Annotated in this window: 20 protein-coding genes and 1 other RNA gene; 8 read left to right on the top strand and 13 right to left on the bottom strand. The window is 71.1% G+C overall.

Features of this window, described 5'->3' with window-relative positions:
* Nucleotides 1–59: 59 nt before the first annotated feature.
* Both H9I49_RS15965 and hppD read right to left on the bottom strand, forming a co-directional pair.
* Nucleotides 60–878: an RDD family protein gene (locus H9I49_RS15965; RefSeq protein WP_188031387.1), complete on the bottom strand. Its 819-nt coding sequence runs from the start codon at nucleotides 876–878 to the stop codon at nucleotides 60–62.
* Nucleotides 879–935: 57 nt separating this feature from the next.
* Nucleotides 936–2,168, bottom strand: a complete 1,233-nt coding sequence (gene hppD, locus H9I49_RS15960) for a 4-hydroxyphenylpyruvate dioxygenase (RefSeq protein WP_188031386.1) — start codon at nucleotides 2,166–2,168, stop codon at nucleotides 936–938.
* A gap of 108 nt (nucleotides 2,169–2,276) precedes the next feature.
* Between hppD and H9I49_RS15955 the strand changes: the two genes are divergently transcribed.
* From H9I49_RS15955 to H9I49_RS15945, 3 genes are all read left to right on the top strand, one after another.
* Nucleotides 2,277–2,786, top strand: a complete 510-nt coding sequence (locus tag H9I49_RS15955; RefSeq protein WP_188031385.1) for an Lrp/AsnC family transcriptional regulator — start codon at nucleotides 2,277–2,279, stop codon at nucleotides 2,784–2,786.
* Between the two features lie 74 nt (nucleotides 2,787–2,860).
* Complete coding sequence (locus tag H9I49_RS15950; protein WP_188031384.1) at nucleotides 2,861–4,171, top strand: alpha-amylase family glycosyl hydrolase; 1,311 nt, start codon at nucleotides 2,861–2,863, stop codon at nucleotides 4,169–4,171.
* A 368-nt stretch (nucleotides 4,172–4,539) separates the two neighbouring features.
* Complete coding sequence (locus H9I49_RS15945) at nucleotides 4,540–5,460, top strand: aminoglycoside phosphotransferase family protein (protein ID WP_370587605.1); 921 nt, start codon at nucleotides 4,540–4,542, stop codon at nucleotides 5,458–5,460.
* A 40-nt stretch (nucleotides 5,461–5,500) separates the two neighbouring features.
* Here H9I49_RS15945 and H9I49_RS15940 read toward each other — a convergent pair whose 3' ends face one another.
* The 8 genes from H9I49_RS15940 to H9I49_RS15905 form a co-directional block, all read right to left on the bottom strand.
* Complete coding sequence (locus tag H9I49_RS15940; protein ID WP_188031383.1) at nucleotides 5,501–7,351, bottom strand: bifunctional UDP-sugar hydrolase/5'-nucleotidase; 1,851 nt, start codon at nucleotides 7,349–7,351, stop codon at nucleotides 5,501–5,503.
* Nucleotides 7,352–7,488: 137 nt separating this feature from the next.
* Nucleotides 7,489–9,249 carry a DEAD/DEAH box helicase gene (locus tag H9I49_RS15935; protein ID WP_188031382.1) on the bottom strand — a complete coding sequence of 587 codons (1,761 nt, stop codon included), beginning with the start codon at nucleotides 9,247–9,249 and terminating at the stop codon, nucleotides 7,489–7,491.
* 150 nt (nucleotides 9,250–9,399) lie between these two features.
* The gene (locus H9I49_RS15930) at nucleotides 9,400–10,365 is read right to left on the bottom strand and encodes a zinc metalloprotease (protein WP_188031381.1); all 966 of its coding nucleotides are present in this window, start codon (nucleotides 10,363–10,365) and stop codon (nucleotides 9,400–9,402) included.
* A gap of 143 nt (nucleotides 10,366–10,508) precedes the next feature.
* A complete protein-coding gene (locus H9I49_RS15925) occupies nucleotides 10,509–10,844 on the bottom strand; it encodes a DUF3039 domain-containing protein (protein ID WP_188031380.1) in 336 nt (111 codons plus the stop codon).
* Between the two features lie 76 nt (nucleotides 10,845–10,920).
* Complete coding sequence (locus tag H9I49_RS15920) at nucleotides 10,921–11,757, bottom strand: aspartate/glutamate racemase family protein (RefSeq protein WP_188031379.1); 837 nt, start codon at nucleotides 11,755–11,757, stop codon at nucleotides 10,921–10,923.
* A 10-nt stretch (nucleotides 11,758–11,767) separates the two neighbouring features.
* Nucleotides 11,768–12,328: a YqgE/AlgH family protein gene (locus H9I49_RS15915; protein ID WP_188031378.1), complete on the bottom strand. Its 561-nt coding sequence runs from the start codon at nucleotides 12,326–12,328 to the stop codon at nucleotides 11,768–11,770.
* A 29-nt stretch (nucleotides 12,329–12,357) separates the two neighbouring features.
* On the bottom strand, nucleotides 12,358–14,658 hold the full coding sequence (locus H9I49_RS15910) for a DEAD/DEAH box helicase (protein ID WP_188031377.1): 2,301 nt from the start codon (nucleotides 14,656–14,658) through the stop codon (nucleotides 12,358–12,360).
* A 287-nt stretch (nucleotides 14,659–14,945) separates the two neighbouring features.
* Nucleotides 14,946–15,305: a VanZ family protein gene (locus tag H9I49_RS15905; RefSeq protein ID WP_188031376.1), complete on the bottom strand. Its 360-nt coding sequence runs from the start codon at nucleotides 15,303–15,305 to the stop codon at nucleotides 14,946–14,948.
* 70 nt (nucleotides 15,306–15,375) lie between these two features.
* On the opposite strand from H9I49_RS15905, the gene H9I49_RS15900 reads away from it, so the two are divergent.
* Together H9I49_RS15900 and trxA are read left to right on the top strand one after the other, a co-directional pair.
* Nucleotides 15,376–15,999 carry an SIMPL domain-containing protein gene (locus tag H9I49_RS15900; RefSeq protein WP_188031375.1) on the top strand — a complete coding sequence of 208 codons (624 nt, stop codon included), beginning with the start codon at nucleotides 15,376–15,378 and terminating at the stop codon, nucleotides 15,997–15,999.
* 81 nt (nucleotides 16,000–16,080) lie between these two features.
* Complete coding sequence (gene trxA / locus H9I49_RS15895; protein ID WP_188031374.1) at nucleotides 16,081–16,479, top strand: thioredoxin; 399 nt, start codon at nucleotides 16,081–16,083, stop codon at nucleotides 16,477–16,479.
* A 30-nt stretch (nucleotides 16,480–16,509) separates the two neighbouring features.
* Here the strand turns inward: trxA and H9I49_RS15890 are convergent, their stop codons facing one another.
* Nucleotides 16,510–16,995 carry a GNAT family N-acetyltransferase gene (locus H9I49_RS15890; protein WP_223128803.1) on the bottom strand — a complete coding sequence of 162 codons (486 nt, stop codon included), beginning with the start codon at nucleotides 16,993–16,995 and terminating at the stop codon, nucleotides 16,510–16,512.
* A gap of 129 nt (nucleotides 16,996–17,124) precedes the next feature.
* Nucleotides 17,125–17,491, bottom strand: a transfer-messenger RNA (tmRNA) gene (ssrA, locus tag H9I49_RS15885).
* A 236-nt stretch (nucleotides 17,492–17,727) separates the two neighbouring features.
* Between ssrA and H9I49_RS15880 the strand changes: the two genes are divergently transcribed.
* Together H9I49_RS15880 and H9I49_RS15875 are read left to right on the top strand one after the other, a co-directional pair.
* Nucleotides 17,728–21,102 (top strand): pyruvate carboxylase, encoded by a 3,375-nt coding sequence (locus tag H9I49_RS15880; protein ID WP_188031373.1) that lies wholly within the window; start codon nucleotides 17,728–17,730, stop codon nucleotides 21,100–21,102.
* Nucleotides 21,103–21,231: 129 nt separating this feature from the next.
* A complete protein-coding gene (locus H9I49_RS15875; protein WP_188031372.1) occupies nucleotides 21,232–21,501 on the top strand; it encodes a hypothetical protein in 270 nt (89 codons plus the stop codon).
* A gap of 18 nt (nucleotides 21,502–21,519) precedes the next feature.
* Here the strand turns inward: H9I49_RS15875 and H9I49_RS15870 are convergent, their stop codons facing one another.
* The gene (locus H9I49_RS15870) at nucleotides 21,520–22,380 is read right to left on the bottom strand and encodes a winged helix-turn-helix transcriptional regulator (protein ID WP_188031371.1); all 861 of its coding nucleotides are present in this window, start codon (nucleotides 22,378–22,380) and stop codon (nucleotides 21,520–21,522) included.
* Between the two features lie 53 nt (nucleotides 22,381–22,433).
* Between H9I49_RS15870 and H9I49_RS15865 the strand changes: the two genes are divergently transcribed.
* Nucleotides 22,434–23,630 (top strand): MFS transporter, encoded by a 1,197-nt coding sequence (locus H9I49_RS15865; protein WP_188031370.1) that lies wholly within the window; start codon nucleotides 22,434–22,436, stop codon nucleotides 23,628–23,630.
* The last annotated feature ends 3 nt before the right edge of the window (nucleotides 23,631–23,633 follow it).

Genomic DNA, 23,633 nt, shown 5'->3' with positions numbered 1-23,633 from the left:
ACGAAGCCGGGCCGGTCGTCCGCGACGACCGACCCGGCATCCCCGAGGGGCGTTGTGGCTCAGCCCTGTCGGCGTGGCTGCTTGCCCTCGACGACCTGCGTCCTCGCCACCTTGTCGTGCAGGGCCTGACGCTTGTCGTCCCACAGCGGCCACAGGCCGTCGAGCAGCGACAGGAACGGCACGACCTGGCTCGCGAGCGGTACGAGCCGGCGCAGCACGGCCGTGCCGAGCGGCAGCGGGCCCGGCTGGTCGGCGCGGCGCACGCTGATCCCGAGTGCCATCTTGCCCGGCGTCTGACCGGTCGTGGTCCAGAAGATGAGGCAGTAGGCGGACGTGACGAGCCACAGGACGATGGAGAACTGGACGGCCGGACCGGTCATCTCGTTCTGGAGCTCCACGAGGCGGGCTTGGTCGGCAGCCTGGCCGGCGGTCATCATCTCGTCGAAGAGCTCGCCGAGGCGCGGGGTGGCCATCCAGCCGAGGATACCGCCGACGACAGCGAGGATGATGCCGTCCAGGAGCCAGGCCCCGAACCGCTTGCCCCAGCTGGCGAGCGGCACCCCGTCGGCCGTCACGCGGATGTTGTGCATCCACTGGGCGCTGGGTGGTGCCTGCTGGTAGTACTGCTGCGGAGCCTGCGACTGGCTCTGCCACCCGCTGCCCTGCGGCATCGGGGTCGTCGGCGTCGGGGCGCCGGCCCCCGTGCGGTCGGGCGGCACCGAACCCGGCTGGCTCTGCTGCGGCAGTCCGATCGTGCTCTGCGAGGCAGTCGGCGACTTCCGCGGCGCGGTGTGGTTGGTCCACGTCACGCCGTCCCAGTAGCGGAGCATGTCGGGGTTGCTCGGGTCGTCGTACCACCCGGAGGGCTGCTGGCTCATGCCCCAACTCTGCCATGCGGCGGCGCCTCTTCCGCCGAGGCGTGGCGGCTCACGCGGTCAGAGGTTGCCCCGCTTGTCCTGCTCGCGCTCGATGGCCTCGAAGAGCGCCTTGAAGTTGCCCTTGCCGAAGCCGAGGGAACCGTGCCGTTCGATGAGCTCGAAGAAGACGGTCGGGCGGTCGCCGAGCGGCTTGGTGAAGATCTGCAGCAGGTAGCCGTCCTCGTCGCGGTCGACGAGGATCTTGCGCTTCTGCAGCTCGTCGATCGGCACTCGGACGTTGCCGATGCGCTCGCGCAGCTCGGGATCCTCGTAGTAGCTGTCGGGGGTCTCGAGGAACTCGACTCCGTTGGCGCGCAAGGCATCCACCGACGCGAGGATGTCGTTGGTCGCGACGGCCAGGTGCTGGGCGCCGGCGCCGCGGTAGAACTCGAGGTACTCGTCGATCTGGCTCTTCCGCTTCGCGATCGCCGGCTCGTTGAGTGGGAACTTCACGCGGTGGTTGCCGTTGGCGACGACCTTGCTCATGAGGGCGGAGTAGTCGGTGGCGATGTCGTCGCCGATGAACTCGGCCATGTTCACGAAGCCCATGACGCGGTTGTAGAAGGCGACCCACTCGTCCATGTGTCCGAGCTCGACGTTGCCGACGATGTGGTCGAGCGCCTGGAAGAGCCGCTTCGGCTGGCCGTCGCGCCTGACCCACGTGGACGCGGTGGCCACGTAGCCGGGGAGGTACGGACCGGCGTACGGCTGGCCGCCGACGGTGCGCTGGACGAGCGTGTGGCGGGTCTCGCCGTACGTCGCGATCGCGGCGGTGCGCACGGTGCCGTGCTCGTCGGTGTGGTCGGCCGGCTCCTCCAGCACGGTCGCGCCCGCGGACCGCGCCTGCGCGATGCACCGGTCGACGTCGGGCACCTCCAGGGCGATGTCGACGACCCCGTCGCCGTGGCGGCGGTGGTGGTCGGCGAGCGGGCTGTCAGGGTCGACAGCGCCCTTGACCACGAAGCGGATCGAGCCGCTCCTGAGCACGAACGACTTGTGGTCGCGGTTGCCGTTCTCCGGGCCCGAGTAGGCGACGAGCTCCATCCCCCACGCGCTCTGGTAGTAGTGCGCGGTCTGCGTGGCGTTGCCGGCTACGAAGACGATCGCGTCCCATCCGGTGACGGGGAAGACATCGGTCTCCTCGTCGTACTCGACGAGACCCACGAGCTGCTTGAGCTGCTCCAGGTCCAGGTTGGCCTCGCGCTCCTGGTCGGTGAGGTCGGGGGTCTGAGACGGCATCGTGTCAGTCATGGAAGTGAGGGTGAAGCACGCGACCGGGGTGTGCAACAGGGCCTCCCTTGGTTGAGCAGCATGCACAAAGTGCTGGCCGTATGCCGTTTCGTACTGGACACTTTGCCCATGACCTCGTCAGTCGCTCCGGCCACCCGCGCGCCCGTCGATGCTCTCGACTGCCGCATCCTGCTCCTGCTGCTGTCCGAGCCCGGCGTCGGCGTGCTAGGTGCGTCTCGTCGCCTGGGGGTGGCACGCGGCACCGTGCAGGCCAGGCTCGACCGGCTCCAGCGCACGGGCGTGCTCCGGTCGATGGCTCCGGACGTCGACCCGGCCGCGCTCGGCTACCCGGTGACGGCGTTCTGCACGCTCGAGATCCGGCAGGGCCGCGGGGGACACTCCCCCGTCGTGGACCACCTGGCGGCGATCCCGGAGGTGCTCGAGGCGCACACGATCACCGGTTCGGGTGACGTGCTCATCCGGATCGTCGGGCGCGACAACGCCGACCTCCAGCGCGTCATCGACCAGGTCGTCGACGACGCCCACGTGACGCGGGCCTCCACCGTCATCTCCCTCGCCACGCGGCTCGACCACCGCACCATCCCGCTCGTCGAGCACCTGCTCGACGCCTCCTCCTGACGTTGACACGCTCGACCCGGCTGCGCCGACCCCATCCCGCCATCCCTGCCCTCGACCCTGACCAGGAGACGCCCGTGACCACCAGCCCCTACCTGCCGAGGCCCGAGATCGAGGTGACCCACCCGGAGTGGAGCCGCAGCGCGGCGATCTACCAGGTCAACCAGCGCCACTTCACGGCCGAGGGCACCTTCCGGGCTGCCGAGGCGCACCTGCCCCGACTGCGTGACCTCGGCATCGACATCGTGTGGCTGATGCCCGTGCACCCGATCGGCGAGCGCAACCGCAAGGGCCGCCTCGGAAGCCCGTATGCCGTCAAGGACTACTACGCGGTCAACCCCGAGTTCGGGACGCTCGAGGACCTTCGCCACTTCGTGGCGACGGCGCACGACCTCGGCCTGCACGTGATCCTCGACTGGGTCGCGAACCACACGGCGTGGGACAACCGCCTCGTCGAGGAGCATCCGGAGTGGTACGCCCGCGACTGGAAGGGCGACTTCCGCCCGACCCCGTGGTGGGACTGGGACGACATCATCGACCTCGACTACTCGAAGCCGGGACTTCGGGAGTACATGACCGACGCCATGAAGTACTGGGTCCGAGAGGCGGATGTGGACGGGTTTCGTTGTGACGTAGCCGGATTCGTGCCCGTCGACTTCTGGGACAACGTCCGCCGGGAGCTCGACGAGATCAAGCCGGTCTTCATGCTCGCCGAGTGGGAGTCGCGCGACCTGCACGTGCGGGCCTTCGACACGACGTACGGGTGGAGCTGGAACGAGGCGCTGCACAAGATCGCGCAGGGCAGGGCCGACGTCGAGGCGCTCAAGGTCTACTACGCCTGGAACGACCGCTTCTACCAGCGCGACGCGTACCGCATGCTGTTCGTCAGCAACCACGACAAGAACGCGTGGGAGGGCACCGAGTACGAGCAGTTCGGTCACGCCCTCGTGCCGGCCATCGTGCTGTCCGTCGTCAGTGAGGGCATGCCCCTCATCTACAACGGGCAGGAGGCGGGCCAGGACCGCCGCCTCGTCTTCTTCGACAAGGACGAGATCGAGTGGCGCGAGGACGAGCAGGGTGAGCTGTACCGCCGCCTGCTGGCCCTGAAGAAGCAGCACCCCGCCCTGTGGAACGGCGCCGCCGGCGGTCGGATGGTGCGGGTGCCGAACTCGGCAGAGGAGGCGGTCCTCGCCTTCGTGCGCGCGGTCCGCGACGACCGCGTCTTCGCGGCGTTCAACCTCTCGCCCGAGAACCGCACCGTGACCCTCGGCGACGGACCCCAGCAGGGGTCGTGGCGAGACGCCTTCACCGGCGAGCCGGTCGAGCTCGCCCAGGGCCAGGAGTACGCGCTCCCGGCCTGGGGGCACCAGGTGCTCGTCGGGGACTGAGGCCACGACGGCGGGGCCTCGGGCACCCCTCCACGAGCAACCCGAGGCCCCAGACGGCACTGAGGTCTCGTGCCGTCACGTGATAGACGATCGAGGTGCCGAATCATGACGCGTTCACGCCGAAAGGGGGGACGCGACGGCCCCGATCCGGGAAGATGGAGGGGCGTACCCGTCGGTGCTCCCCTGTCCCGGCGGGTACGCCCCTGCGCCGACGCCCCACCCGTCGGTCGGCTCGCCCAGGAGCGTCCCGTCGTCCTCCCAACCGGCTGGACGCTCCTGCGCGGTGCCAGCGGGGGCGCGGGGTGAAGAGGTCCGGGCTGCTCGATATCCACTGGCGTCGGGCGCGGGTCTGCTGAAGGGTTCGTGACGTGACTTCCAGCCTGCACGACCACGAGGTGGCCCTGGGCGAGCACGTCATCCGAGGCCTCCTGCGCGAGCAGCGTCCCGAGTGGGCGGAGCTCCCGCTGGCGCCGGCCGGGGCGGGCACGGACAACAGCCTGTACCGGCTCGGCGACGACCTGCTCCTCCGTCTCCCGCGCACTCCGGGGACCGCGGGGGCGGTGGCGAAGGAGCAGCGCTGGTTGCCCCGGCTCGCACCCGACCTACCGGTCGCCGTGCCCGAGCCGGTGCACGAGGGGCGGCCAGGCCCTGGCTACCCGCTCGCGTGGTCGGTCTACCGGTGGATCGAGGGTGACGAGATCCGGGAGGACACGGTCGAGGACTGGGCCGCGCTGGGCCGCGACCTCGCGGGCTTCGTCGCGGCCCTCCAGTCGGTCGACCTCATGGGCGCGCGACGCGCCGGCGACCTCAGCTCGTACCGCGGCGGCGCGCCGGCCGACATCGACGGCTTCGTGCGCGGGTCGCTGGCCGGCTGCCGCCTCCTCGTCGAGCACGAGGGTCTGGCGCTCGACGTGGACCGGCTCGAGGCGCTGTGGCGGGACGCGGTCGGGCTGCCCGCACCCGCCTCGGAGCACGTGTGGCTGCACAGCGACCTCAAGCCGACGAACCTGCTGGTCCGCGACGGGCGACTCGCCGCGGTCATCGACTTCGGCGGCCTCTCGATCGGGCACCCGGACGCCGAGCACGCGCCCCAGTGGGACCTGCCTGCGCCCGCCCGCGACGCCTACCGCGAACGGCTGGGCCTCGAGGACCTCACCTGGCGACGCGCCCGGGCCTGGGCGCTCGCCGTCGGGGTCAGCGGCGTCCCCTACTACTGGGACACCTACCCGGCGTTCGTCGACGAGTGCCTCCGCCGCCTGCATAACGTCCTCGCCGACGCCGCAGCCTGACGGCGTCGGCGGCCGATCCTGCGGAAGCGGTGCCGGCCCGTCAGCCCGTGACGGTGACCGGGCTGCCGTTGCTGACGAGCTTCCAGTCGAGGCTCGAGAAGGTCGCCGGGTCGATGACCGTGTTGGCCGTCGCCCAGTCGATGAGCATCTGGCGGATCTCGATCTGCCGGTTGTAGACGACCGGCGCCGAGGTCACGTGTGGGAAGCCGCCCCCACCCGACTGGCGGTAGTTGTTGATGGCGATGACGAACCGGGCGTCCGGCGCGACCGGCGACCCGGCGTACGACAGCCCCACGACGCGTGAGCCCACCGGCTTGGCGATGTCGATGTCGTAGGTCAGGTCGGCGTCGAGTCCGCCCATGATGTCGTAGTTGTAGTCGGGCGTCCCGTTGGCGTTGGTGACGTCGGCGGCTGCGAACGGCCCCGTACCGCTCACCTGCCTGAAGTAGCTCGCGCTCTTCTCGAGGTAGTCCTTGACCTGCGCACCCGTCAGGAGGATGCCGAGCAGCGTGTTGTCGTAGATGTAGAGCCCCGCGACGTCGCGGATCGTCACGTCGCCCTTCGGGATCGCGGCAAGCGCGTTGAACGGCGCGGCGATCGACAGGACCGGCAGGGTTGCCTCGGGCGTGCCGGCGAGGGCGGCCTTGACGGCACCCGCCTGGACGTGGTTGACGAAGTCCATCGCCGGGGTGTCCTCGTAGCGTGACGTCGCCGCCGACATCGCCTGGGTGCACGTCCCGACGACGCCGTTGACGTAGCCGAGCACCTTCTCGTGCGCGGCCTTCACCGCCGCGACGACCGCCGGGTCCTCTGGCGCGACGTTCGAGTTGTAGAGCAGGGCCGAGGACGCCACGACCTTCCACTCGCCACGGACCTTCTGCACGTCGAGCGACATCTCCGTGACGCGCTTGCCCCAGAACAGCGGCTCGGACAGGAGCACCTGCTGGCCGGTGACCTTGTTGGTGACCCGGCGCTCGGCGGCCTCCACGTGGGCGTGGCCGACCAGGATCGCGTCGATGCCGGGGACCTCCTCGGCGAGGATGGCGCTCGCGTTCTCGACGTAGGGCAGTGCGTCGCCCCACGACGACTGGCCGTTGGTGCCCGAGTGGCACGAGACGATGACGACGTCGGCCCCCGCTGCCTTGAGGCGCGGCACCATGACCTTCGCCTGCTCGACGATGCCCGGGAACCTCACCTGGCCCTCGACGTTGGCCTTGTCCCAGATCGCGACGCCCGGCGTGACGAGGCCGAGGATGCCGACCTTGATCGCCTTCGTGTCCGGCAGCTTCACGGTCCGGATGACCCATGGCTTGAAGACCGGAGCCCCGGTGTTCCAGTCGACGGAGTTGGCCGACAGGAGGGGGAAGGTGCACTGCTTCTCGAACGCGCGCAAGGTGTCGAGGCCGTAGTTGAACTCGTGGTTGCCGAGGGCGGCCGCGTCGTAGCCGACCTCGTTCATGGCTGCCGCCATCGGGTGGGTCGAGCCGCCCGTGATCGGGTCGATCCTGGCGTAGTAGTACGCGAGCGGCGTGCCCTGGATCGTGTCGCCTGCGTCGAGGGTGATCGTCGTCGCCGCGCCCACCTCCGCGCGGCGGGCCTTGATGATCGAGCTCGCCTTGGCCACGCCGATGTCGTTGTTGCCGGAGTCGGTGAACTCGGCGTTCTTGAAGTAGTCCCAGTTGAAGACGTTGCCGTGCAGGTCGGTCGTGCCGAGCACGGTCAGGCGAACCACCTCACCGTTGCTGCCGGGACCGGTGGCGGCCGGGGCGGCGTCGGCCGACGCAGCGGAGGCGACGGAGGCGAGGCCGGCACCGCCGACGGCGGCGAGGGCCAGCAGCTGGCGCCGGGTCGCGGCGGAGCCGAGGAGGTCTGGGGTGGAGTCAGTGCTCATGTCGTCCTTCGTCTGTCAGGTGCTCGATCGGAGCAGTCCCGTTCACAGGTGCGCGGCTCGCCCCCGAGGCGCAAGGCATGACCTTAACCCGACATCTCCGCCCGAATGGGGCCAGAGAGGGGCGGGATCGTGAACCGTCAGCGACGACCGACGAGCCAGAGCCGGATCTTGTCGATGCGGTCGGAGACCTGGTCGGACGACGCGGCTGCGAGGTCGGGCCCGCCGCAGGCGCGGCGCAGGTCCATGTGGACGTTGGCGTGCGGCAGGCCCTTCTGCCGCGCGTAGGTCGCGACGAGCTTGTTGAGCTCCTTGCGCTGCGCGGCGAGGGCGCGGTGGGCCGCGACCGGCACCGGCGCCTCGGCGCCCTGGGGCGCCTTCCTGACCTGGCGGCTCTGCCGCTCGCGCAGGAGCGCCGACACCTGGTCGGGCTCGAGCAGACCGGGCAGGCCGAGGTACTCCTCCTCGTCCTCCGAACCGATCTGGGCGTGCATGCCCCACTGCTGCTTGTCGAAGAGGACGTGGTCGAAGTGCGCGTCGGACTCGAGCGCCTCGAACGCCCCCTCGTCGAGCCCCGCCCCAGCCTTGGCGTCGCGGTTGGCCTCGTCGATGAGGGCCTGCTCCTCCGCCCACACCTGACCGATGTCGTCAGGGTTGGGCTTGCGGTCGAGCGCGTGGTCGCGCTGCTCCTCGAGCCGCGACGCATGGTCGAGCACGACGGGCACCGACGGGAGGAATACCGAGGCCGTCTCGCCGCGCTTGCGGGCGCGCACGAACCGCCCGACGGCCTGGGCGAAGAACAGTGGCGTGGAGGTGGACGTCGCGTAGACACCGACGCAGAGGCGTGGCACGTCGACCCCCTCGGACACCATGCGCACGGCGACCATCCACCGCTCGTCGCTGGCGCCGAAGTCCTCGATGCGCTTGCTCGCGCCGAGGTCGTCGGAGAGCACCACGGTGGGAGCCTCGCCGGTCAGCTGACGCAGGATGGCGGCATACGCCCTCGCCTGGGTCTGGTTGGAGGCGATGACGAGCCCGCCCGCGTCCTCGACGTGGCGGCGGACCTCGGTGAGGCGCCGGTCGGCGGCGGCGAGCACGGCCGGGATCCACTCGCCCTTGGGGTCGAGCGCGGTGCGCCACGCGTGCGCCACGAAGTCCTTCGTCATCGGTTCGCCGAGGCGCGCCTCGAGCTCGTCGCCGGCCTTGGTGCGCCACCGCATGCTGCCGCCGTAGGCCATGAAGAGGACGGGCCGCACGACGCTGTCGCGCAGGGCCTCGGCATAGCCGTAGGTGTAGTCGGACGAGCTGACCAGCGTGCCCTCCCTGTCGAGCTCGTACGTGACGAACGGGATCGGCGAGGTGTCCGAGCGGAACGGCGTACCGGTGAGACTGAGGCGGCGGGTGGCGGGCTCGAACGCCTCGCGAATGCCGTCACCCCAGCTCTTGCTGTCGCCGCCGTGGTGGATCTCGTCGAGGATGACCAGCGTCGGGCGTGAGGTGGTCAGCTCGCGGTGGAGGGTGGGACGCGACGCGACCTGCGCGTACGTCACGGCCACCCCGTGGTAGTCCGCGCTGTGCCGGCCGACGCTGTTGCTGAACTTCGGGTCCAGGCTGATGCCGACCCGCGCGGCCGCGTCGGCCCACTGGGTCTTGAGGTGCTCGGTCGGGGCGACCACCGTGATGCGCTCCACGACACCGGCGCCCAGCAGCTCGGTGGCCACACGCAGCGCATACGTCGTCTTGCCGGCGCCCGGCGTCGCGACGGCGAGGAAGTCGCGCGGCGACCTGGCCAGGTAGAGGTCGAGGGCCTCCTGCTGCCACGCGCGCAGCTTGCTGGCGGTACCCCAGGCCGCCCGCTCCGGAAAGGCGGGTGGGAGGTGGAATGCGGCCCCTGAACTCATAGGCCGCCCACGGTAGCCGGTCACCCCTGGCGACATGCCGGGGCCCCGCCAAGTTGGCGGGGCCCCCGTTCGTTTGGTATGGCTCTTCAGTTCGTATGCCGCAGAGCGGGATTCGCGGCTCGGTCAGGCGCGTGCGGGCTCAATGCCGCGTCAGCTGCCGGCGCGGTAGGCCGTCCACTGGGCCTGCATGCGCGTGACCTGGCCCCCGGTGAAGGTGTTCATGCACGAGTCGTAGGTGTAGTCCATGAAGTTCTTGATGGGGTCGAGGCCGGGGCTGGTGCACGTGTCGCGGCCCGTCGGGCACTGGTAGGCCGGGCTGGCCTCGGCCGGGGTGTCGCTGACGTAGTCGCCGTTGCCCTTACAGCCGCCCTGGAAGGTGTGGTAGAGACCGACCCAGTGGCCCACCTCGTGCGTCGCGGTGTCGCCCTGGTTGTAGTTCGCCGCGCTGCCGCCGGGCAGCGAGCCGGTGAGGACGACGACGCCGTCCATGACGTCGTAGCTGCTCTTCGGGAAGGTCGCCCAGCCGAGCAGGCCCTGGCCGATGTTGGCCGAGTAGAGGTTGAGGTCGGCCATCGTGCCCTTGCGCAAGGTGGACTTCATGGTGCGCTCCGCCGACGAGCCCGGGGTGACCGTGTACCAGGAGGCGTTGCTCGTCGAGTCGGTACCGGCGAGCGAGAAGCTGAGGCCGGTGCCGGCGTAGGCGTTGTTGAGGACGTTGACCTGGCTGTTGATCGTGCTGCTGCTGACCGCGCCCTGCGTGCCGTTCGTGATCGTGTGCCAGTAGACCCTGACCGTCGTCGGGGCGAACGCCTCCGTGCCCGGCTTGCCCTTTGCCCCGTCCCTCACGACCTTGCCGGACGAGTCGCGCGTCAGGCCCTTGGCCGCGAGCGCCCTCGTGAGGGCGGCCTCCTGCGCGCGGACCTGCGCGTCGGTCAGCTCGTGCGGGTCCTTGGCCGTGCCGTGCGCACCACGGGCACCGACGGCGCCCACCTCGTGCGGGTCGACGCAGGGGACGGAGCCGTTGCCGTCGAGCACGGGCGAGGCGTGCGCCGGCGCCGTGAGCGAGGCCGCGGCGAGCGCGAGCGGCGCCGCGAGCAGCAGGGAGCGAAGCTTCATGGGTGACCTTTCTCGATCCACGCGACCCCCGATCGGGCGTCGACCCCAGCGACTGTAGGTACGCGAAGACCATGGGCGGCGCCCAGCCGGGTAAAGAACCCGTCAGGAAAGGGAAGTCACGCGCTCGGTGCCGCGAGCGTCCGTCAGGACCCGGCGCCACCACCCCCGCCACCGCTGTTGTCGCCGCCGCCGTCCTGCGGCTCGCGCAGACCGTCGTAGATCTCCTTGCACACGGGGCACACGGGGAACTTCTGCGGGTCGCGGTTGGGCACCCAGATCTTGCCGCAGAGCGCGACGACCGGCTCACCCGACAGCGCGCTCTCGAGGATCTTCTCCTTGCGCACGTAGTGCGAGAAGCGCTCGTGGTCTCCTGGCTCCTGGAGCTCCTCGCGGACCTCTTCACGCTCGATCGTGGCCGTGCTCGTTCGACGCAGCGGCTGCGGCTCGGGCTCGAAAGGGTCAGGAGGCATCGTGCTCATGACGAGAGTGTATTCACCCACGGGAGCTCACGGCCCTGGCGGGCCCGCGCCCCCCGCGTGCCCCGAAAGGCTCGCGTCATGGGTGGACTGAGGTGGCCAGGAGGCGCTGGCCTGCCGGGAAGGCTGCCCACGAGGCGGGCAACGAACCGGGCCTGCCACTCATCAGGACCGCGTCGACGCCCGCCTCGGGCGCCGACGGGTCGGGCTCGAGACCGATGCGTCGCAGCGTCTGTCGGGCCACCGCGACCGGTGAGTCGAACACGGTGACACCCGCACCCAGGGCAGCGACGACCCGGTCGACGACGAGCCCGTAGTGGGTGCAGCCGAGCACGAGGGCACGCACGCCGGGAGGGGTCTGCGACGCGGCATACGCGATGCAGTCGTCGATGGCCTGGTCCTCGCCGGACTCGATGGCCTCGGCGAGTCCGAGGGCTGCGACCGCATACGTCTCGACGTCGACGGCGAAGGCGTCGACCAGCCCACGCAGGTAGTCGCTGGACGTCGTGGCCGCCGTCGCCCAGACGGCGACAGGGCCACCGCCTGCGGCCGCGGGCCGGATGGCGGGCACGGTGCCGACGACGGGCACGCCGGGCTCGAGCTCGGCCCGCAACGCGTCGAGGCCGTGCACCGAGGCGGTGTTGCAGGCGACGACGATCGCGTCGGGACGGTAGGGCAGAGTGGCTCGGGCCGAGGCGAGGATGAGGCGTTGCACCTCGTCGGGCGTGCGTGGCCCGTAGGGCATGTTGTCGGGGTCGAGCGCCAGGACGAGCCCGAGGTCCGGGCGCAGCGTGTGCAGCGCGTCGGCATAGCCGAGGAGACCGAGACCGCTGTCGACGAAGGCAACTCGCCTGGTCGACCGCGGGCCCTCGGGCCTCGGCTCGCCGGTGCTGCCCTCGCCGCTCGGGACGTCCACGACGTCCACGTCAGTTCATCGACGGGTCGTCGGGGAAGTTCGCGACGTAGGCGAGGCTGTCCCGCTGGCGGCGCAGCACCTGGTGCCAGAGACGCTCGGGCTCGGGGGTGAACGCGTCGCGCACCTCGGCATCCACGACGTACCAGTCGCCGCGCCGGATCTCGTTCTCCAGCTGGCCGGACTCCCAGCCGGAGTAGCCGGCGAAGATCCGCAGGCCGGCGAGCTCGGCAGCCACGACGGGCGTCGGCACGTCGAGGTCCACGAGGCCGATCGAGCCGAAGAGGCGCTTGACCCCGAGCGGCTCGGGTTCGTCGCCCGGCACCGTGACGATGCCGAGCGCCGACGACGTCGACACCGGCCCGCCCTGGAAGAGGACGTGCGGTGCGGTCACGACGCGCTGCCAGCCCGGCAGGACCGAGTCCACCTCGGCCGACAGGGGCTTGTTGAGCACGACACCCTGGGCACCGCCGTCATCGTGATGGAGCAGGAGGATGACGGACCGGTGGAACACGTCGCCCCCGACAGACGGAGTCGCCACGAGGAGGCGGCCGGTGTGGAACGTCGAGCTCACGGGGCCCAGCCTTCCACACCGGCATCGTCTCAGAAGCGAGCGCCCCGGCGCGCCCCGCGCTCGTCGTCGCCCCAACGGGACACGAGGCCGTCGCCTCGGTCGTTGCGGCGTCCACGACGGTCGTCGCGACGGTCGTCGCCACCGCCACCGTGGTGGGGGCGGAACCCGCCGCGCGAACCCTGGCGCGGGCCACGCGCGCCGGCCGGGCCGCGACGGTGCTGCTTCGGGCCGGCGATGAGGCGCTGGAAGTCGTCCTCCGCGATCGGCACGCCGGTCGGGGCCACGGCGCCGGTGGCCGCGATGATCGCGTCTCCCGGCGAGGCCTTGACGGGCGCGATGTCGAGGCCGGCGTCCTTGAGCTGGCGCTCCATGGTGCGGCGCTGGTGCGGCAGAGCGAGGGTCACCACGGTGCCCTTGTCACCCGCGCGGGCCGTGCGGCCCGAGCGGTGCAGGTAGTCCTTGTGGTCGGCCGGCGGGTCGACCTGCAGCACGACCGACACGTCGTCGACGTGGATGCCGCGTGCGGCGACGTCGGTGGCGACGAGGACCGGCAGCGTGCCGTCACGGAACGCGCCGAGGACGCGGTTGCGCGCACCCTGGTTGAGGCCGCCGTGGAGCGCGGCCGCCATGACGCCCTGCTCTCGCAGCTGCAGGGCGATGCGGTCGGCGCCGAGCTTGGTGCGGCAGAAGACGACGGTGCGACCGTCGCGGTTGGCGACCTCCGCGGTGATGACCTTCTTGTGCTGCGGGTCGATGAGGAGCACGTGGTGGTCCATCCCCTCGACCGACGCGGTGGCGTCGTTCGTGGAGTGGGTCACGGGATCGGTGAGGTACTTCTCGACGAGGGCGTCGATGCCGCGGTCGAGCGTCGCCGAGAACAGCAGGCGCTGGCCGTCGGCGGGGATCCGGTCGAGGGTCGTCGTGATCTCGGCCATGAAGCCCATCTCGGCCATGTGGTCGGCCTCGTCGAGGACCGTGATCGCGATGTCGTCCATCTCGACGGCGCCGCGCTCGAGCAGGTCGTTGAGGCGGCCCGGCGTCGCGATGAGGATGTCGACGCCCTTGTTCAGCGCGTTGATCTGCGTCGTGTAGCTGAGGCCTCCGGCGACGAGCTTGTGCCGCAGCCCGACGACGTGCACGAGCGGCTCGAGCGCGTCGGAGATCTGCATCGCGAGCTCGCGCGTCGGCGTGAGGATCAACGCGTGCGGACGCCGCGGGTTGCGCGGGGCCTGGGCCTCGAGCAGACGCGTGATGACCGGAAGGCCGAACGCCAGCGTCTTGCCGGAGCCGGTCTGGCCGCGGCCGAGGACGTCCTTGCCCGCGAGGGCGTCGGGGATCGTCGCGGTCTGGATCGGGAACGGCGAGGTGATGCCCTCACGGGCAAGGCGCTCGACGATGCGCTCAGGCAGGCCGAGGGCCGCGAAGCCGTTGTCGGCCGCGACCTCGACGGGGCCGTCGGACACGTCGGCGCGGGTGGCCTTGGTCCAGTTGTCGGCGTCCATGCGCTCGGCCTCGGCGTCCTCGAAGCTCACGGGAGCGCGGTCGGCGTCCCGGTCGAAGCGGGGACGGTCGAACGAGCGACGCTCGTCACGGCGCTGGAAGCCACGATCACCGCGGTCGTCACGGCGCTGGAAGCCACCGCGGTCGCCACCGCGGTCCTCGCGACGGTCGAACGACGGGCGGTCGTCACGGCGCTGGAAGCCACGGTCACCGCGGTCCTCGCGACGGTCGAACGACGGGCGGTCCTCACGGCGCTGGAAGCCACGGTCACCACGGTCCTCGCGACGCTGGAAGCCACCCCGGTCGCCACCGCGGTCCTCGCGACGGTCGAACGACGGGCGGTCGTCACGGCGCTGGAAGCCACGGTCACCACGGTCACCACGGTCGTCACGGCGCTCGAACGAGGGGCGGTCATCGCGACGCTGGTAGCTACCGCGGTCATCGCGACGGTCGAACGACGGGCGGTCGTCACGGCGCTGGTAGCCACGGTCACCACGGTCGTCACGCCGCTGGAAGCCACTCCGGTCGCCACCGCGGTCATCGCGACGGTCGAACGACGGGCGGTCGTCACGGCGCTGGAAGCCACGGTCACCACGGTCGTCACGGCGGTCGTCACGGCGGTCATCACGGCGGTCGAACGAGCGGTGCTCGTCGCGCGGGGCGCGCCACTCTCGGCCACCGACGTGGGCCGTGCTCGACGAGGCGGGGCGCGAGCTCTTGCCGGCGGCGCCGGGCTTCTGGCCGCGGTGCGGCTTCTTGGCGGCCGCCGACTTCTTCTCGGTGGTCCAGCGGGCCTTCTTGGGCGCGCCGGAGGAGGTGTGCTTGGGCATACGTATTCAACTCTCTTGACTCGAGCAGACTTCGCCTCGAGCCGTGAGTCACAAACACGACCATGCAGACGAGCCTCAGGCGCAACGGTGGCGCCCCATGTGTACCGGTGCCCGGCATCTGTGCCGTCCGGTGATCGGATCCGCTCCGCGTCGGTGCCGGGCCACGCCTTCTGGCACGGGCTTCCGGTGGGGTGTCACCTCGTCGGAGGAGCCTGCCCACCGGGCATCACCGGCGCCATCTCCCCCGTCGTGATCCGAGGAGACCTCGGAGTCGGATGGCCCCTAGCCTACCAGCGGCGAAGGCGTGCTCCGACCATGAAGGCCGCTGCCCCGAGCACCACGCCCGTGAGGTCGAACAGGACGTCCCACGCGTCTCCGGAGCGTCCCGGCAGCAGGAAGTGCTGCGCGAGCTCGCTCATAGGAGCGTGCAGCGTGAAGACGAGGACCGCAGCCCGCACGGACCCGAGCGCACGCGCCACGGCATACGTGGGCACGGCGAACACGACCAGGTGGACGACCTTGTCGGTCCAGCTCACGGGCACGTCGACGGTGACGGCAGGCCAGTAGAGGACGAGCAGCTGCACCACGACCGCCAGCACGGCGAACCCGGCTGCGCGGCCGCCGGCGCGCTCTCGAAGGCTCGTCATGACACGGCAGTCTAGGTAGGTTGCGACGAGGCCCCGACGGTGCGTCCGGGGCCACGACGAGAGGAAACCCATGGCAAAGCGCACGGTGACCGTCAACGGCAGCGGTCGGGCCCCGGTCTCGCCAGACGTCGTGCGCCTCGATCTGCGGGTGGGTCACGACGCCGACGACGTGGCCGCCGCCCTTGCCGGGGCCACGGAGGTCATCACGAAGGTGGGGGCCGTCGCGCGCGACCACGGCGTCGCCGACGCCGACATCCGCACCCTCGACGCCGGCGTCAGCCAGCGTTGGGACAACACCGGGGTTGCCGTCGGCTTCACCGCGCAGCAGCGGCTCGCCGTGACGGTGCGCCGACTGCAGTCGGTCGGCGAGATCCTCGCGGCCGCCGCCGGGGCCGTCGGCAACGCGCTGCTCGTCGACTCCGTGCGTCTCGACGTCTCCGACCGCTCGGGCGGGCTGCGCCGGGCGCGCGACGCGGCGTTCGCCGACGCCCGGGACAAGGCGCAGCAGTATGCCGCGCTCTCCGGCGCGGAGCTGGGTTCGGTCCTCGGGGTGGCCGAGGCCGGTGCGGTGCCGCTCGAGGGACGCCGGATGAAGATGATGGCGATGGCCGCGGACTCCGCCGGCGGCATGCCGGTCGAGGGTGGCGACCTGGACCTCGGCGCGAGCGTCACGGTGACCTGGGAGCTGATCTGAGGGGCGCGCGTCGTGCCGGCCGGGAGGCGGCACGCACCCCGTGACCGGAATAGCTGCAGCGCCCGATCCGTTGGGAGAGACATGGCTACCACTGACCTGACCGCGCAGTCCTTCGAGAAGACCGTTCTCGACAACGACATCGTCCTGGTCGACTTCTGGGCCTCCTGGTGCGGCCCGTGCCGCCAGTTCGCCCCGGTCTACGACGCCGCGTCGAGCAAGGGCGAGAACGACGGCATCGTGTTCGGCAAGGTCGACACCGAGGCCGAGCAGGCGCTCGCGTCGGCTGCCAACATCACCTCGATCCCGACGCTCATGGCGTTCAAGGAGGGCGTGCTCGTCTTCGCCCAGCCGGGCGCCCTGCCGCAGTCGGCGCTGCAGGACGTCATCGAGCAGGTCAAGGCGCTCGACATGGCTCCGATCAAGGAGCAGATGGCCGCCGAGGCAGCTGGTGCCGGCTCCACTCCCTCCGAGCAGGCCTGACCCGTCCGGACCACGAAGCACCTGCCCGTCTCACACGGGCAGGTGCTTCGTCATCTCCACCGAGGTCGGGCGCGCGTAGCCCTCGTGGCTGTTGACGGCCGTCCGCACGAACCCCCAGGCCCCGAACGTCGCGTGGTTGCCGACGAGCTCGACCCGGGTCTCCAGGCGCAGCCGGCTCACGCCGAGCGCGCGGGCCCGCTCCTCGACGGACGCGAGCAGGGCTCGCCCGACGCCACGACCGCGGACCGTCTCGTCGACGGCGAGCTTGCCGAGGTAGAGCGCCTCGCTCTCGCGGCGCACGAAGCAGCAGCCGACGAGCCGCTCGCCGTCGAGGGCGAGCAGGCACATCTCGACCCTGGCCCTGTCGGCCAGGGACTCCGGCGTGAGGCGGTGCGCCGACGACGGCGGGTCGATGACCCCGTCCATCGAGGCGAAGGCATCACGGATGAGCCGCAGCACGGCGGGCCACGCCCCGAAGTCGGCGCCGGCCTCGACCACTCGAACCGTCGCTGTCACGCGCCGAACCTAGCGCGACGCGCCCGGTCAGCGACACGAACATCCGTCGTACGGCATACGCGAGGAGGGCGCCCCGCGAACGGGACGCCCTCCTGCTGACGACGACAGCGTGACGTGGCCACCACGAAGTGGTGGAGGTGGCGGGAATTGAACCCGCGTCCGATGACGAGAAACCAGGGCTTCTCCGGGTGCAGTGCGCTACGGCTTTTCTCGGCCCCAGGGCTCGCACGCACACGTCCCCTGACAGGCCCAGTTGAGTAAGAGTCCCGCGCAGCCCCTCAACATGACTGCGCAGCAAGTCCCCTAGCTGACGCCAGGCACTGAGTCGGGAACTAGCTCAGGCTGACGGACTTCGAGGCTCGCTCAGGCGGCGAGGGCGAAGTCGGTGCGCTTGGAGTTGGCACCTATTGTTTTGCAAGGAGCGTTAACGAGATAACCCTGCATCCTCGACCCGCTTCCCCTGGTGTGTCGACCACCGTCGAAACCGATCACCCCCATGGGGGTGTCCACGTCACGCTGTTGAGTTGTCATCCTGCGGTCCACCGAGGTGGAGCCATCAGTATGCAGGAGCAACGCTCCAGCGGTCCAAGCCATTCCCGTCGAGTGCGTCCGGGATCGGGACACCGAGCCCGGCGTGTGCGAGCCCGCCACTAGGCTGCCCCCGGTGGTCGACGCCGACGCCGACGCCGAGCACGACCGCGCACGCAGTCGCCCCCGCACCCTGGAGGTCCGATGTTCCGCAAGGTTCTCGTCGCCAACCGAGGCGAGATCGCCGTCCGAGCCTTCCGGGCCGCGACCGAGCTCGGCGCCCGCACGGTCGCCGTGTTCCCCTACGAGGACCGCAAGAGCGAGCACCGCCTCAAGGCCGACGAGGCCTATCAGATCGGCGAGCCGGGTCACCCGGTCCGCGCCTACCTCGACCACGAGGCGATCGTCGCGCAGGCCGTCGCTGCCGGCGCCGACGCGATCTACCCCGGCTACGGCTTCCTCTCGGAGAACCCGCTCCTCGCCGAGGCGTGCGACGCCGCCGGCATCACGTTCATCGGCCCGCCCGCCTCCGTGCTCCACCTCACCGGCAACAAGGCGCGCGCCATCGCGGCCGCCCGCGACGCGGGCCTGCCGACGCTGCAGGGCTCCGAGCCCGGCACCGACCTCGACGCACTCGAGGCCGCGGCCGACGCGATCGGCTTCCCCGTCTTCGTCAAGGCGGTCAGCGGCGGTGGCGGCCGCGGCATGCGCCGCGTCGAGACCAAGGAGGCCCTCCGCGAGGCCCTCGAGGCCGCCCAGCGCGAGGCCGAGTCGGCATTCGGCGACCCGACGCTCTACCTCGAGGAGGCTGTGGTCAACCCACGGCACATCGAGGTCCAGGTGCTCGCCGACCGCACCGGCGAGGTGGTCCACCTCTTCGAGCGTGACTGCTCGCTCCAGCGGCGCCACCAGAAGGTCGTCGAGATCGCGCCGGCGCCCAACCTCGACACCGAGATCCGAGAGCGCATGTGCGCCGACGCCGTCGCGTTCGCGCGCTCGATCGGCTACGTCAACGCCGGCACCGTCGAGTTCCTCCTCGGCGAGGACGGCCGCTACGTCTTCATCGAGATGAACCCCCGCATCCAGGTCGAGCACACGGTGACCGAGGAGGTCACCGACATCGACCTCGTGGTCACCCAGATGCAGATCGCGTCGGGTGACACGTTCGCGTCGATGGGCCTGCGGCAGGAGGACATCCGCACCAAGGGCTTCGCCATGCAGTGCCGGATCACGACCGAGGACCCCGCCAACGGGTTCCGCCCGGACGCCGGCACGATCACCGTCTACCGGTCGGCGGGCGGCAGCGGCGTGCGGCTCGATGGCGGCACGGTCTTCGTCGGCGCCGAGATCAGCGCCCACTTCGACTCGATGCTCGTCAAGCTCACCTGCCGGGGCATGACGTTCCCGATCGCGGTGCGTCGAGCCCAGCGCGCCCTGGCGGAGTTCCGCATCCGCGGCGTCTCGACGAACATCCCCTTCCTCGAGGCGGTGCTCGCCGACCCCGTCTTCCAGCAGGGCCTCGCCACGACGTCGTTCATCGACGAGCGACCCGAGCTGCTCTCGGCCCGGGTCAGCGCCGACCGCGCGACGAAGCTGCTGACGTACCTCGCCGACATCACCGTCAACCAGCCGAACGGACCGGTCACGACGCGCGTACGGCCGCGCTCCAAGCTGCCCGCCCTGCCGAACGCCGCCGTGCCCGAAGGTGCGCGCGACCGTCTCCTCGCGCAGGGCCCCGCGGGCTTCGCCCGCTCGCTGCGGGCGCAGAGCGAGGTCGCGGTCACCGACACGACGTTCCGCGACGCGCACCAGTCGCTCCTTGCGACGCGGATGCGCACCCGAGACCTGCTCCACGTCGCCAGGCACGTGTCGCACCTGACACCCCAGCTGCTCTCCATGGAGGCCTGGGGCGGGGCGACCTACGACGTCGCTCTCCGCTTCCTCGCCGAGGACCCGTGGGAGCGCCTTGCGGCCCTGCGCGAGGCGATGCCGAACATCCCGCTCCAGATGCTGCTCCGCGGCCGCAACACCGTCGGCTACACGCCCTACCCGACCGCCGTCACCGACGCCTTCGTGCGCGAGGCCGCCCAGACCGGTCTCGACATCTTCCGCATCTTCGACTCGCTGAACGACGTGTCCCAGATGCGCCCGGCGGTGGAGGCCGTGCTCGAGACCAACACGGCCGTCGCCGAGGTCGCGCTCTGCTACACCGGCAACCTCATGTCGCCCGGCGAGAAGCTGTACACGCTCGACTACTATCTGCGCCTCGCCGAGCAGATCGTCGGCACCGGCGCGCACGTCCTCGCGATCAAGGACATGGCCGGGCTGCTCCGCGCGCCGGCCGCAGCCCGTCTCGTCACCGCGCTGCGCGAGCGGTTCGACCTGCCGGTGCACCTGCACACCCACGACACCGCGGGCGGTCAGATCGGCACGCTGCTCGCCGCCATCGGCGCGGGGGTCGACGCCGTCGACGCCGCGACGGCGACGATGGCCGGCACGACGAGCCAGCCCTCCCTCTCGGCCCTCGTCGCCGCGACGGACGACACCGAGCGCCCGACCGGGCTCGACATCGGCAACGTCTTCGCGCTCGAGCCGTACTGGGAGGCCGTGCGCCACCTCTACAAGCCTTTCGAGTCGGGCCTCGACTCCCCCACCGGCCGCGTCTACTTCCACGAGATCCCCGGTGGCCAGCTGAGCAACCTGCGCCAGCAGGCAATCGCCCTCGGCCTCGGTGACCGCTTCGAGGCCATCGAGGACATGTACGCCGCGGCCAACCGCATCCTCGGCAACGTCGTCAAGGTGACGCCGAGCTCGAAGGTCGTCGGCGACCTCGCCCTTGCGCTCGTGGGGGCCGGCGCCGACCCGGAGGACTTCGAGCACGACCCGCAGAGGTACGACATCCCCGACTCGGTCATCGGGTTCCTCAACGGTGAGCTGGGCGACCCGCCCGGTGGCTGGCCCGAGCCGTTCCGCACCAAGGCGCTCGCCGGTCGCCAGTCCAGGCCGCGCCTCACGGAGCTGACGCCCGGGCAGGAGCAGGCCCTCGTCGAGGAGCCCCGCCGGACTCTCAACCAGCTGCTCTTCCCGGGCCCGACGAAGGAGTTCGAGAGCTCACGCGAGTCCTACGGCGACCTGTCGGTGCTCGGCACGGTCGAGTTCCTCCACGGCCTCGAGCAGGGCGAGGAGTACGAGGTCGAGATCGAGCAGGGCAAGCGGCTGCTCATCGGCGTCCAGTCGGTCGGCGAGGCCGACTCCAAGGGCATGCGGACCGTCATGTGCACCCTCAACGGCCAGTTCCGCCCGATCCAGGTCCGTGACCGCTCGGTCGAGGCAGACGTGAAATCCGCTGAAAAGGCCGACCCGGGCGCGGCCGGCCACGTCGCGGCCCCGTTCGCGGGCGTGGTGACCCTCGCCGTCGCCGAGGGCGACACGGTCGAGGCCGGCGGGGTCGTCGCGACGATCGAGGCGATGAAGATGGAGGCCAACATCACGAGCGCCACGGGAGGCACGGTCTCGCGCGTCGCCATCGGCACGCACCAGCAGGTCGAGGGCGGCGACCTGCTCGTCGTCATCGGCTGAACAGCGATCCGGCACGACACTGCCCACGTAGGCCGCGCGCCCGCGCGGCGGCATACGCCGGGTTCTCCTGTGGTGGCACCACCGCGTCGCTAGGCTTTCTGTCGTCGGGGCAGTCAGAGCAGGTGCCTCATGGCCCAACACGCAGGACCGATCGGGCCGCCGGTGTCACCCGGTGGCACGCCACATCATGGCCACACGACGGTCGGGTGGATCCTCATCACCACGGTGGCGGCCGTGACGATCGTCGTCGTCATGACGCTCCTCACGACGTTCCTAGCGCCGGAGCCCGGCCCAGGGCGTGGGCCGGCCGTCCAGCGGACCGCCGTGGACTCGGCGTCGTTCGTCGTGCTCACACCGGCCCCTGCGCCCGTGCCGGCCCCGCGCGTGCCGGAGCGTTGACCGGGCCGTCTCGCTCGCTCAGCCGGGGGACCTGCCCGGGCGTGAGACGATCCCGCGGACGACCCGGAGGGCGTCGTCGACCGAGCCCGTGACGTCGGGGATCGGGAAGAGCGTGGCGCGCACGACCCGGTCGCGGTCGACGACGAGCGTCTGTCGCTTGAGCCGCGTCGTGCCCCCCACCCGGAACGTCGGCAGGCGGAGCGCGGTCGTCAGCTCGAGGTCGGCGTCGGAGGCGAGCGGGAAGCGGATGCCGTTCGCCTCGGCGAAGGCGCTCTGCTCACTGGGACGCTGCGTCGAGACCCCGACGACGCCCGCGCCGAGGTCCGCGAACTCGCCGAGCCGGTCGCGGTAGGTGCACGACTCGAGGGTGCAGCCCACACCGCCCGGGACCTCATCCGCGCCCGGGAACGCGTTGCCGGGGTAGCAGTACACGACCGTGAGCGGGCGGTCGGTGACGGGGTCGAGGCCGTGCAGCTGCGGAATCGTCTCTCCGACAAGGGCTCTCACGCGGGCCACCTCGTTGGAGTCTGCGTCGGCACCGGCTCTCGGCAGCCCATCGCCGAGCAACCAGGTGTCGCCGAACTCCTGGAGGGCACTGAGCACCGGCAGCGCTCCGCGGCCGAGGTCGGTGAGGACGTACTCGTGCCGCCGCGGCCGGTCGGAGTAGGCACGGCGCTCGAGCAGTCGGTCGGCCACGAGCGCCTCGAGCCGTTGGGTCAGGACCTTGCGCGAGATGCCGGTCTCGGCGACGAGCTGGTCGAACCGGGTGCGCCCCCCCGCGACGCCCCGCAGCACGAGCAGGCTCCACGGGTCGCCCAGGACCCCGACGGCCTGCGCGATGCCGCAGGGGTCGTCGGCACGGGCCGGCCGCCTCGTCATTCGTTCATCGTAACTGAGTTTCAAAAAGAGACTGACTGTGGTGTGATGGCGGAGTGCGAGATCTGAGAGACCTGCCCCGAGTCGTCTGGGTGCTGGCCGCGGGTCGGTTCGTCAGCTCGGCGAGCTCGTTCCTCATGCTCTTCCTCGTCCTCTACCTCACGGGTCCGCGCGGGCTCGACGTCGTGCCGGCGGGCGTCATCGCCGGGTCGAACGGAGTCGGCGCTCTGCTCGGCAACGTCACCGGCGGGCGCTTCGGCGACCGGCACGGCCACCGGCGCGTGCTGCTCCTCACCGCGAGCGTCGTCGGCGTCCTCACGATGCTGATCCCCTGGCAGCCGGTCTGGTTGCTGGCTGTGACCATGCCCTTCACCGGCTACCTCGGCGCCGTCGCCTCACTGAGCCAGGGCGCCCTCGCGGCGCTCGCCGTGCCGTCGGGCTCGCGCCGGTCGTCTGTCGCGGTGAGCCGTGCCGCCTCGAACGCCGGCTTCGTCATCGGCCCGCCGATCGGGGCCCTGCTCGCGACGCACGGCTACGACACGCTCTTCGTCGTCGACGGCGTCCTGACGCTCGCGCTGCGCCACGTCACGTCACGCTTCCTGCCCGACGAGGCGCCGGTCGCCCGTGAGCCCGACGCCCCCGCAGGCCTCTGGCGTGCGGTCCGGGCGGACCGGTCGCTGTGGCTGCTCCTGCCCGGCGTCGTCCTCGTCGACGTCGTCTACCGGCAGCTCTACTCGACCCTGCCGCTCCACCTGCGCGACCACGGTCAGCCCCTCGCCCTCTACACGGCGTTGGTCGCGATCGGGTCCGGCCTGATCCTCACGCTCGAGATCCCGGTTGCCCTGTGGTTGCGCCACCGACCAGCCATCCCGATCATCGCGACCGGATATGCCCTCGTGGCAGTCGGGTTCGTCGTCTTCGGCCTGACGTGGCTGGGCGTCGCGGTCTCCGCGGTCGTGGCCATGGTCGTCCTCACCGCCGGCGAGATCCTCTACAAGACGACGGCGACGGCATACGTCCTCGACGCCGCCCCGGCACACCTCGTCGGGCAGTACCAGGGCCTCTACACCGGTGCCGCCACGAGCGGCACGATGCTGTCGGCGCCGCTCGGCGGGATCGTGTATGCCGCCCAGCCGGGTCTGCTCTGGCCCCTGTGTGGCGTCGTGGCCGGCGTGGGAGCCCTGCTCGCGCTGGCGTCCGCGCGGGTCACCTCGCCCGCGCACGACCGCGTCGGCACCACTCTGCAACGGTAGGCG

This window comes from Terrabacter sp. MAHUQ-38, from assembly GCF_014518425.1.
Lineage (GTDB): Bacteria > Actinomycetota > Actinomycetes > Actinomycetales > Dermatophilaceae > Terrabacter.
This window is presented reverse-complemented; position numbering and strand designations above follow the sequence as displayed.